Origin of the sequence: Paenibacillus sp. 276b, assembly GCF_900107875.1 — a bacterium.
Classification (GTDB): Bacteria; Bacillota; Bacilli; order Paenibacillales; family Paenibacillaceae; genus Paenibacillus; species Paenibacillus marchantiae.
Genome location: NZ_FNRR01000002.1, coordinates 672,653 through 683,897, shown reverse-complemented (window position 1 = coordinate 683,897; position 11,245 = coordinate 672,653). Strand labels below are relative to the sequence as shown.

Below are 11,245 nucleotides of genomic sequence, written 5' to 3'. Positions count from 1 at the left end.
CGGAACATCGGTATAAATTGAATCAAATAAAAAAAGAACCGTTCTACAAGGAGGAAAGCCAGCCATAAACAGACCAACTGGTAAAAGGAAGACAAGCTATTAACGAGTGGTAGAGTTCCGGACGTATGATCCATATCAAGGTCATGTCAGACGAGAATGGGGCCATCGTTACTCGGTTAGAGGCATCTCCAACACAAAAAAGAAAGGCCTTCTTCTTCCCAGTTGGGGAATTAGACGACCTTCCGATACTTTTGGAACATATGGATATGGTAAAAGGCAGAGCGGGGCGCGGCTTGTGCAATAGCAAGCCGCGTAAGGGTGAGATGCGGCGCCTAATGGGTGCAGCATCTCATGAGGTTGCACCGCGTCAATACTTGCGGTGCTTATCTCAAGCCGCTGCACCTACATAGCAGCGGCTTCTTCTCCCAGCGGCAGCGTGTAATACTGCGCCTGCTGCCCTTCATGCTGCTGGTACACAACGACCAGCAGCGTCCGACCTTTCGCGGCAAGCGGGCTGGCGCCAGCTAGCACCCGCTCAAGCCGGAACGGAAGCACATCCAGTACGGTGTGCTTCTGCAGTTCCTTTTCGCCGAGACCGAGGTCGGCGAAAGCACGGGCACCCATGACCGTCTGTGCGGTCATGGCTGAGGTCATCGGCAAAGCACGCGAAGCGTTGTCGTCCACCCCGTCCGCCGCTCCAACAGCGGCGGACCCTGTTGCGTCGCCCCCAGGAAGCGACGCCGCGCCATCGCTGCCGATCACACCCGCCGCATCCGCGGCAGAGTCTTCACCGGCAGCAGCCGAACTTCCCGCAGCGGTAATCGCACTCGTGCCGCTGCTTTCCAGCCACGCCGTGCCTGTGGCACCGGCAATACGCGGCAGGCGAACGTCTTCCGGACGTTCAGCCAACGTTTTCATATAACCCGCCCACTGGTCTTTCTGGAGTGGATCTTCCCACCAGATTTTGCGTGGTTTGTACTTGTGGCCGAGGAAATAATCCAGCTTCATCAAGCCGAGCACAATATCCATATGCGGCGTGTTGCGCGACTCCAGGAAGCTGTGCAGACGAGTGAACAGATCCTCCAGCTGGTGACCGATCTTCTGCCAGCCCTGACCCTCCCAGTAATCCCCGAACGCCTGGAAGAAGTCAAATGGCGAATCGAACTCCTGCTCCATCAGATACTTCAGCGTATGGTCCATTCGGTGTGCGTTCCAGTATTTCTCCAGCACATCTTCCAGCCGCTTCAAGCGCACGATGTCGCTGAACGGCAGCACGTCACTGCCCAGAATCTCATACGGCGCGTGATCCATATACGTGTAGTTATACTTCTCCGCATCCAGACGCAGACCGGTACCACGAAGCATTTTGAGGAATCCAAGCTGAAGCTCTTCCGGCCCCAGAGCAAAAACATCGTTAAACGTCTTCCTGAACGTATTGTAATCTTCCTCCGGCAGTCCGGCGATGAGATCCAGATGCTGATCGATTTTACCGCTGGCTTTTACCTTGTTCACGGTACGACTCAGCTTCGAGAAGTTCTGGCGTCGTTTTACCAGTTCATTGGTCGGATCATTCGTGGACTGAACCCCAATTTCGAACCGGAATGTGCCTGGCGGCGCATTCTCTGCCAGATAGTCCAGTACCTCGGGACGCATAATATCAGCCGTAATTTCAAACTGGAACACCGTCCCCTGATGATTCTCGATCAGGAATTTGAACATTTCGAGCGCATAATCCCGCTTGATGTTAAATGTCCGGTCCACAAACTTGATTAGCTTCGCGCCCTTCTCGATCAGGTACAGAATGTCCGACTTTGTCCGCTCAATATCGTAATACCGCACGCCGACCTCGATACTGGACAGACAGAACTGACAACTGAACGGACAGCCCCGACTAGTCTCAAAATATACAACCCGTTTCCCGAGCTCCGGGATATCCTCTTCAAAACGGTGCGGTGACGGCAAATCATTCAGATCCGCTTTTGGCCGTCCCGGCATGAGAATGACTTCTTCCCCTTTGCGATACGCCAGTCCATAGACGAAGTGGAACTTCTTGTCCCCCTCCAGCTCCGTCAAAAGCTGATGCAGCGTCTCTTCCCCTTCACCCATCACGATGAAATCGACATTGGGAATCCGGTTCATCCAATATTCCGTGTCGTAGGACACTTCAGGCCCGCCGAGCAGAATTTTCACCTCAGGCATAACCTTTTTCAAAATATCAATGACCTTGATTGTCTCTTCAATGTTCCAGATGTAACACGAGAACCCGATCATGTCAGCACCGCGCTGATACAGATCGGACACGATATTCATGACCGGGTCCTTAATCGTATACTCGGCCAGCTCAATATCAAAATCCTTCTCACTGTACGCCTTCAGACACCGCAAGGCCAAAGAGGTATGGATGTACTTTGCATTTAATGTAGAGAGAATAACTTTCATGGTTCACAACCTTTGTCTGGACCACCAGACTATATTTTTCATTTCAAAACGTAAGAATCTTCATCCAACATCTCACTCGTATTCATAAAAAGCATCATCATCCGTATCCACGTCTTCGCCCGTTTGCTTCTGGAAAAACTCGAGGAACGGCAGCCCGTACTTGCGGTACTTGACCTCACCGACCCCTTTAATATCCAGCATGTCACGTTCTGTCCTTGGACATACCACGCTCATCTCGCGCAAGGTCGCATCATTGAAAATAATGTACGACGGCACATGCTCTTTCGCCGCCAGATCACGACGGATCAGACGCAGCTGCTCAAATACCGTCTCGTTAACCGCAGATGGCATTGCATCTCGTCCACGACGTCCGCCATAGTTTGTACCCGAAGCCGTCGCCGCCGTCTTGCGGACCACCCGCTGCATCACTTCACGCTGACCTTTGAGCACTTCCACCGCCAGTGGCTGCAAACGAACAACCGGATACTGCCCCTCGGACAGCATCAGATACCCTTCCGATACCATCACGTTGATGATCTCTGCGATCTCACGTTCCGTACGATTGCCCATCACACCATAGGTTGGCAGAGAGTTGAAGCCGTAATCGAGCACTTTTTTGGCACGGGAACCTTTGAGCACCGAAGCAACCAACGATACACCATACCGTTCACGCATGCGGTGAATGCAGCTGAATATTTTCTGCGCATCAATCGTCATATCCACCAGCTCACGGTCGTCCGTACATGAACTGCAAATGCCGCATGGCTTGTCCTCATGCACCTCACCGAAATAATCCAGCTGTGCACTGCGCAAACAACGCGTCGTGTAACAGTAGTCCACCATCTGTTGCAGCTTCCGGTAATCGTTTTGTTTGCGGTCGCCCTCCATCGGGTTCTGCTCGATCAGGAACTTCTGGGTGATAATGTCCTGTGCCCCGAATAACAAAATGCACTGGCTCGGCTCTCCGTCCCGTCCCGCACGACCGGCTTCCTGCACATATGCCTCCATGTTCTTCGGCATGCTGTTATGAATAACGTAACGTACGTTGGATTTATCAATCCCCATCCCGAACGCATTCGTGGCCACCATCACCCGGATATCATCGTACAAAAAAGCTTCCTGGCTCTGGGACCGTTCATCGTCCGTCATCCCGGCATGGTAGCGTCCTGCGGGTAATCCCGCCTGCAGCAAACGCTGATGCAAATCGTCCACGTCCTTGCGGGTCGCGGCGTACACAATACCCGGCTCGCTGGCGTGCTCGCGCGCGTAATTCAGGACAAAGTCCTTTTTGCTCTCGCCGCGCAGCACGCTGAACGCCAGATTATCTCGCCCAAGTCCGGTCACATACGTCTGCGGGTCCTGCAAACGCAGGAGCCGCAGAATATCTCCCATGACTTCGGGCGTCGCTGTAGCCGTAAAGGCCGCAACCACCGGCCGCTCCGGCAAACTGTCCACAAACGGCGCTACCGCCAGGTAGCTTGTCCGAAAATCATGCCCCCACTGCGACACACAGTGGGCCTCATCCACAGCAACGCACGAGATCGGCAAATAGCCCATCTCCTCGCGGAACCAGTCTAGCTCCAGTCGCTCAGGCGCGACGTAGAGCAGCTTCAGCTCACCGCGCTGCGCTGCGCGGATACGATCATTCACTTCTTTGCCGCTGAGCGTACTATTAATATAGGCGGCTGCAATACCAGCCGTGGTCAGGGCATCGACCTGGTCCTTCATTAATGAGATCAACGGGGAGACGACCAGCGTCAGACCCGAATATAACAAAGCGGGGATCTGATAACAGATCGACTTCCCGCCCCCGGTTGGCATAATGCCAAGCGTATCTTCGCGTTCGAGCAGGCTGGCTACAATCTTTTTCTGTCCCTCACGGAAGTCGGGATAGCCATAATATTTTTGCAGGAGACCCTGCGCTTCTTCTAATGTAGGTGTTTGCACACTCATGTAAAGACTCCTTACTTATCACCGGTGTTCTTCCACCAGCTTGGTCCGATCCGATTCTGACATCCGAAAGCGGATTATACCGCATCCTTGACAACAAAATGGCGTTCTCATGACTTGTCCGTCAAGCAAACGCCGCTCCCTTTAGTTTAACGGCCCAGCCCCGAATGAGCAACCGCGTTTTACTGTAAAACGATCTTTGGCAAATGTGTAACAGCGGTATAACCTAAGTGATCCGGAAAGAATGCAAGTAAAATCAGGTCTGAGTGAACATTCTAGGACAAATTAAAAAACAACCGCCTGCCCTTTTGAGGACAAGACGATTGTTTGGATTTAAAGTGCATTTGCTAATCTTTTAGCGCCTCAACTTCAGATTCAGTTAGACCACTCGTTTTGACAATGATAGAAACTTCAATGCCGAATGAAAGCATATTTTTAGCTATTTCAAAAGCCTTTCTTTTTTCACCTTCCGCTAATCCCTTTTCCGTAGCCCATTCAATCATTGAGGCTTCATCGTGCAAATACTTTTGCCGCTCTTCATAAAAACGACATGCTTCACAATCCTGACTTAGAAACTCCAGCGTATCCATCGCTTTCTTCAACGTAGGTTCATTCATTTGCAGCACCTCCCATTGTTTGTGGGGACGAGTTTTTTTCTGTGGGTTGCGTTGCTAATCTTTTAGCGCCTCAACTTCAGATTCAGTTAGACCACTCGTTTTGGCAATGATTGAACCTTCAATGCCGAATGAAAGCATATTTTTAGCTATTTCAATCGCCTTTCTTTTTTCACCTTCCACTAATCCTTTTTCGATTCCCTTAGCAATCCCCTTCTCCGTAGCCCACTCAATCATCGAGGCTTCATCGTGCAAATACTTCTGCCGTTCTTCATACAAGCGACGCGCCTCACGATCCTGACTCAGAAACTCCAGCGTATCCATCGCTTTCTTCAACGTAGGTTCATTCATTTGTAGCACCTCCCAATTTGATTTGTCAGCACCTTTCAGGAACAAAAGCCAGTTAATCAGACCACCTTCCATCGGAACGGATTGATCATCCAGCTTGGACAGCTCCATAAAATGAACTTCGAGATCATCACTCAATTCAAGTCCAGTGTGGTCTTCCCTCAGATGAAATACATTATGATAACGCTCATTTTCGATAAACGAGTAATTTAAAATATTAATTGTCACACACTTTTTCAGTTCCTTGTAAGTTTGGCCTTCCTGCAACTGACTGGAATAACGCTTGCTCCAATAGTATAAGGTCCGCTTTTCAATATCGTATTTATTAAATAACTGCATCTCAATGTTGATCAATTTACCTTCAGCTGTTTTCGCCCAAATATCAAATATGGACTGTTTATCCAGCGGAGCATCTTTATCGGTATACGGATTAAGGAGTACAATCTCCGTCAGCGGCTGTTCCCCCGATTCTGCAAACGTTCGGTTCAAGAACACTAGCAGTACATCTTTATTTTCTTCACTGCCAAAAATACGCTTGAAAACAAAATCGTTCCGAGGATCGAGCAAATCAGACATCTGACCATCAACTCCGTTTCTTTCTATTATACCATGCTTGGCATGCTTAATTGCAGCATCAACCACCTTTGGGCAAGTTAAACATTCCACACCAAACTACGGTCTCTTACTGCTTCTTCAAGTCTTGAATTTGCTAAGAAGGCTCTCTTCCTCCATTTAACTTAACTCCCGCTTAATTAAGGATTATTTTAACTTATTTGTTATTAATTAATATTCGCAATGTGTTACCATCGATTAATGATTAGCTTACAGAAAAGACATTTTCGTACCTACATATCCATTACCCTATATCGTTCGATCCCACTACCATTAAAGGAGGGCCGGTTTATTTATGTCGAAACAACATGCACATGCTAGTGACTCTTCAAACATCTCACCACCAAAATCGTGGATACGCCGACACCCGATATTCACTGCACTTTCAATATTGATTTTTGTTCTATTCGCCGCTGTATTCCTCTATTTCTGGCTTCGCCCTTACTTCTCCACGTTTGATCGATCCGAACAAGGAGATCTGAGCTACTCCATGCCTTCAAGAAACGGAGAATATACCGCCGAGATTTTCGGCGTGCCTTATGGTGGTGCGGCAGGTGGAGTTACTATGTGGGTCGACGTGAAGAAAACGAATGATCCGAATGATTCTACCGTAAAAAACATATATCGCGCCGAGTACCACGGACATGACCATCTGGAATGGGAAAGTGAAAATACCCTCCGAATCGAAAACTGGAATGAGTATGTAGATGAAACCATTACGCTAAACATCGATGAAGAAATCTATGACGGTTGGGGCTGGGCATGCCAAAGCCTGCGTACGAAAGACCAGTACGTTCGGTGTCTAGCACCCGAAAAATAAAAACACAAATAAGCAGCCCCTCTCGCCGACTCTCACGGCAAGCGGGGCTGCTCTTATTCCACCTCTAGAAAGGATCAACACTACTCTTTCTCTTTCTCTTTCTCTTTCTCTTCCAAGCCGCTGTTCACCCTACTCACCACCGCCTCAAGCTTCTGCCGATTGGCGAGCAGGCCGGGGTCATTCGGCAGATAATCCCTTGCTTTGCTGTTATGCAGAAGCGCCTGCTCCCAGTTTCCCATGTGAGCGTAACAAAGGGAGAGCCTGGCGTGTGGCAGCCAAGTGCGGCATGCCGCAGGCACGGGACGTAGACCTGGATCGCGGCTGCTGACATCGAGCGCTTGCATGTACCAGTAGATGGCGGAGACTAGCTCCTGCCGCTCATGGAAGCAAGCAGCGATGGCGCAGCAGAAGTCGGCATGCGGCAGGTCGAATTGAAATGATTGCAGCAGCGCACCCAGCTTTCGCCCCGGCTCGCCAAGCCGTTCATAACATTCCGCCAGCCGCGCGCAGGCGATGAGCCGATCCTCGCGATAGCCGCTCGGCTCCAGCAGCAGCTTCGCATACGCCCGAACCGCCGCCGCATAACGCCGGCGGTCATAACATTCGCCTGCATAATAGAACAGCAGGCGTCCCTGGGCTGCGCCCTCTTCGGCGATCCATTTGCGCAGAATGCGCACGTTTCGCGCCGAATGATGGCCCGCTTCGCGGCGGTGCGTGACGGCAATGTCTGCCGTAATGACACCGCTCTGCGGGAAGCCTAACTGCTCGTGCAGCCGGCCATGCCAGCGGCAGCCCGCTTCCCGCTTGACGAGGCGCAACCGTCGGTCCGTCACGAGCGGACTTCCCTCCGGCCCCTCGGCCAGCGTATAGCCCAAGATCACAGCAGCCGTCTCACCGCCGGACGGCAGCTGCTGCTTCAACCTTTCAAGCTTCGCCCGTTCCGCGGGCAGCAGCACATCATCCGCATCCAGCCACAGGATATATTCCTGCGTGGCCTGGTCGAAAGAATAATTCCGCGCTGCAGCAAAATCGTCCTTCCACTCATACGTGTAGACCCGGTCGGTGTATTGCGCGGCTATCTCTTTCGTACGGTCAGATGAACCGGTATCTACAATAACGATCTCGTCCACGATGCCGGCGACCGAGTCGAGACAGCGAGCAAGCGTGCGTTGTTCGTTCTTCACAATCATACACAGACTGATGGTGATCACGGTTTAAGCCCCTTCCTGTCTTACGCGTATTGCAGTTTTTTTCTTCTCAGCCTTATCTGCTACCCTTCCCCAGTCTCCTGACGACGCAGACGTTTAACCTGCTCCACCGCATTGTCCAACGCCTTTTTGCGTTGATTCATCAGACGAAGGTGATTCTGTTCCACGGCGGCAAAATGTACATGATCCAGCTTCATCCACTCCGTCAGTTGGCTTGTGGTAGGTGAGACATGCAGCTGCGTTTCCCGCCGCCTGCGTGCCACGCAACATAGATATTTATGATGAATTTCCAGCTTCAATACTTCAAAATAAGGCATCAGGCACATCGCCAGGTTCCCGGCGTAGAATGTCTGCTTGTGATCGTAGAACGGATGATACCCGTAAGGAACTGTGACGACCAGCGTCCCTTTTTCATGCAAAAGGCGATGAATATTCATTAACAACGTTTCGGGATGGGCAAAATGCTCCAGCACTTCACCCAGCAGCACCGTATCGAACGGTGTTCTGCCTTTCCACTGGGTAATATCCAGCATACGAAAATCCACTTTATCCTGTACCGGCTTCGATTCCTTCGCCAGCTCTTGCTTGGCATACCGAATGCTCTCTTCTTCCAGATCAATCCCCGTTACCCGAAAGCCTTCCCGTGCCAGCAAAATGGAGGTGATGCCCTGGCTGCATCCAATATCCAGAATTCGTTTACCTGTCGCTTCCCGGCACATCCAGTGAATGCGGGTACGTGTGGCTTCATGCGATTCCTCCGAATTGATCTCGCCATAATAACGCTCACTTACCCGATCATGATTCGCCATGGCTGCCTCCTGACGTTTCCCTCAAGCTTTCAGGGCTCACATCCGGCCGAGTCGGCTGTCCAAGCACCACTATATTTCCACCGACACATCCGGCTGTGGCATTACGTGTATCGAAGATCAGCTTGGCATGATCCGCCATCTCCTGATAATCGAATCCCGTATGATCCGTCGTAATCATGACCAGATCAGCCCCGGCCCACAATGCTGGTGATGCTGGTTGAGCATGAGCAACCGTGCCATCATCCTTGCGGAACACAGGCACCATAGGATCGGTGAAGACCACGTCTGCCCCTGCTTCACGAAGCAGTCTATAGACATCCAGCGCTGGCGATTCACGCAAGTCGTCGATATCTTTTTTGTACGCCATACCCGCCAGCACAATTCGGGCTCCCTGCATCGATGAACCGTTCTGTTCGAGCAGCTCGGCGGCACGCTTGACGACTCTTTCCGGCATTTGCCGATTGGTCGCATCTGCAAGCGAAATGAATTGCAGTTCCGATCCCTGACGGCCAGCGGCCCAGGACAGATAGATCGGGTCAATTGGAATACAGTGTCCACCAATACCCGGACCCGGATAGAACGGCATATAACCGAACGGCTTGGTTGCCGCAGCGTCCAGCACCTCCCAGATGTTCACGCCCATTTGCTCACAGGCAGGTGTCAGTTCGTTCACGAGCGCGATGTTCACGCTGCGAAACGTATTTTCGAACAACTTTGCCGTCTCCGCCACTGTCGTTGAACTAACGGGAACGATTTCGTTCAGGAACGAACCGTAGAATGCTTTTCCATAAGACAGACAGGACGGCGTGGAGCCGCCAATAATCTTCGGTGTATTTTTCACCCCGTAATGCACACTTCCGGGATCTACCCGCTCTGGAGAATAACAGACATGGAACTGCTGTCCTACTTTCCACCCTTTCGCAGCTTCGATCGGATGCTTCACACGCTCTTCGGTGGTGCCAGGATATGTGGTACTTTCCAATATGACAAGGCTGCCCTCCTGAAGATAAGGCGTTATGCCATCCACCGCTGCAGCGATAAATGAAATGTCCGGCTGATGCTCGGCGGTCAAAGGCGTAGGCACACAGATAACTATGACATCGGCCTGCGCCACTGCTGTGAAATCCGTGCCTACCATGAACAACCCGGCCTGAGCAAGGGATTGCACCACCTTATCCTCAATGCCGATCACATACGATTTCCCGGCACGCAGCTTAGCCACCTTCGCACCATCGATGTCAATTCCGTGCACCTGATATCCAGCCTGCGCCATCTCCACCGCCATGGGTAACCCAACATACCCGAGACCAATGACGGCAGCTTTCAGGGAGCGGTTGTTTATGTTTTGAAGCGTGGTACGTTCCTGTGTTTCCTTATTTCCTTCGTGCTTGCTGCTCTCTACCATTCCTTCCACCTCCAAACGGTCCGCCTCCCTTCTATTAATCGATAAAGCCGCCTGCACGCAAAAATTGGGCAATCGCTGACCGGTTCATCATCGCGCTATCCGAACGATACTCGGAAAAGGTCACACGAGGCAGACCACTATACGGATCTGTCAGGCTTTTGTCCGGTTCTTGTGGCAAAATCACATAATATTGCTCGTCATATTTGTAGGTACGTGGTGCCTCGAATGGAGAAATGAGTACTTCATGCAATTTTTCGCCTGGACGAATCCCGGTTACTTTATAATCGTGAGCCGGACGACCTGCCTGTTCCAGCATGACCGAAGCCAGATCCGTCATCTTGCAGGCCTTCATTTTCATCACAAACGTCTCACCGCCCACTGATGCCTCAGCCGCCTTCAATAACAAATGGATGGCCTCCGTTCGCGTCAGGAAAAAGCGGGTCATGCCTTTGTCCGTAATGGTCAGGCTCTTGCCTTCATCAATCTGACGACGGAATAATGGAACAACACTGCCGCTGGTTCCGAGCACATTCCCCCCACGAATACACACAAAACGGGTGGACTCGCTCAGTCCATTGGCACGAATCATCATCTTCTCACCCAGAGCCTTGGTCATGCCATAAACGTTAATCGGATCTACCGCCTTGTCGGTGGACACGTCAATGACTTTGGCAACCTGCATGTGAATCGCAGCGCGAATAATATTCTGCGTGCCGATGACGTTGGTCTTGAATGCTTCATCCGGCTGATCCTCGCATACCGGAACATGCTTCAGTGCAGCCAGATGGAAGAGAACATCCACCCCACGACAGGCTTCCTCCACAGCACGATAGTCGCGAATGTCCCCGATGACAAAACGCAAACGTGCATCATGACCGAAATCCCGCTGCATCGCAATCTGGGCGTACTCATTACGCGAGAGAATCCGAATCTCGGCCGGATTCTGCTCCAGCAGCACCTCAGTCAGTTTTTGTCCCCAGGAGCCTGTTCCTCCGGTGATCAGAATCGTTTGTCCTTTAATCATGGTTGAATCCCTCCTT

General features: G+C 51.3%; 10 protein-coding genes. 2 read left to right on the top strand and 8 right to left on the bottom strand.

Annotated features, from left to right (window positions below):
• Positions 1-125: 125 nt before the first annotated feature.
• The gene (locus BLV50_RS13905; protein ID WP_090808271.1) at positions 126-410 is read left to right on the top strand and encodes a hypothetical protein; all 285 of its coding nucleotides are present in this window, start codon (positions 126-128) and stop codon (positions 408-410) included.
• Here the strand turns inward: BLV50_RS13905 and BLV50_RS13900 are convergent.
• The 4 genes from BLV50_RS13900 to BLV50_RS13885 all read right to left on the bottom strand — a co-directional run bounded on the left by BLV50_RS13900 (position 403) and on the right by BLV50_RS13885 (position 5,927).
• Positions 403-2,439, bottom strand: a complete 2,037-nt coding sequence (locus BLV50_RS13900; protein ID WP_090808269.1) for a B12-binding domain-containing radical SAM protein — start codon at positions 2,437-2,439, stop codon at positions 403-405. The two genes, BLV50_RS13905 and BLV50_RS13900, sit on opposite strands and share 8 nt — an antisense overlap.
• Positions 2,440-2,511: 72 nt before the next feature.
• Complete coding sequence (recQ, locus tag BLV50_RS13895; RefSeq protein WP_072734229.1) at positions 2,512-4,392, bottom strand: DNA helicase RecQ; 1,881 nt, start codon at positions 4,390-4,392, stop codon at positions 2,512-2,514.
• A 344-nt stretch (positions 4,393-4,736) separates the two neighbouring features.
• Entirely contained in the window at positions 4,737-5,006 is a 270-nt protein-coding gene (locus BLV50_RS13890) for a hypothetical protein (RefSeq protein ID WP_090808267.1), read from the bottom strand.
• 54 nt (positions 5,007-5,060) lie between these two features.
• Positions 5,061-5,927, bottom strand: a complete 867-nt coding sequence (locus tag BLV50_RS13885) for an Rpn family recombination-promoting nuclease/putative transposase (protein ID WP_090808265.1) — start codon at positions 5,925-5,927, stop codon at positions 5,061-5,063.
• A gap of 331 nt (positions 5,928-6,258) precedes the next feature.
• Here BLV50_RS13885 and BLV50_RS13880 point away from each other — a divergent pair, with 331 nt between their 5' ends.
• Positions 6,259-6,783, top strand: coding sequence for a DUF5412 family protein (locus BLV50_RS13880; RefSeq protein WP_090808263.1), 525 nt, complete (start codon positions 6,259-6,261; stop codon positions 6,781-6,783).
• A gap of 80 nt (positions 6,784-6,863) precedes the next feature.
• On the opposite strand, the gene BLV50_RS13875 is transcribed toward BLV50_RS13880, so the two are convergent.
• Genes BLV50_RS13875 through BLV50_RS13860 form a run of 4 tightly spaced genes read right to left on the bottom strand, consistent with a single transcriptional unit; the run spans position 6,864 to position 11,229 of the window.
• Positions 6,864-7,994, bottom strand: coding sequence for a glycosyltransferase family 2 protein (locus BLV50_RS13875; RefSeq protein ID WP_256337950.1), 1,131 nt, complete (start codon positions 7,992-7,994; stop codon positions 6,864-6,866).
• 59 nt (positions 7,995-8,053) lie between these two features.
• On the bottom strand, positions 8,054-8,800 hold the full coding sequence (locus BLV50_RS13870; RefSeq protein ID WP_063568330.1) for a class I SAM-dependent methyltransferase: 747 nt from the start codon (positions 8,798-8,800) through the stop codon (positions 8,054-8,056).
• Positions 8,787-10,214 carry a nucleotide sugar dehydrogenase gene (locus BLV50_RS13865; protein WP_256336574.1) on the bottom strand — a complete coding sequence of 476 codons (1,428 nt, stop codon included), beginning with the start codon at positions 10,212-10,214 and terminating at the stop codon, positions 8,787-8,789. The genes BLV50_RS13870 and BLV50_RS13865 overlap by 14 nt, the downstream gene beginning before the upstream one ends.
• Positions 10,215-10,239: 25 nt before the next feature.
• The gene (locus BLV50_RS13860) at positions 10,240-11,229 is read right to left on the bottom strand and encodes a polysaccharide biosynthesis protein (protein ID WP_090808261.1); all 990 of its coding nucleotides are present in this window, start codon (positions 11,227-11,229) and stop codon (positions 10,240-10,242) included.
• Positions 11,230-11,245: the final 16 nt, after the last annotated feature.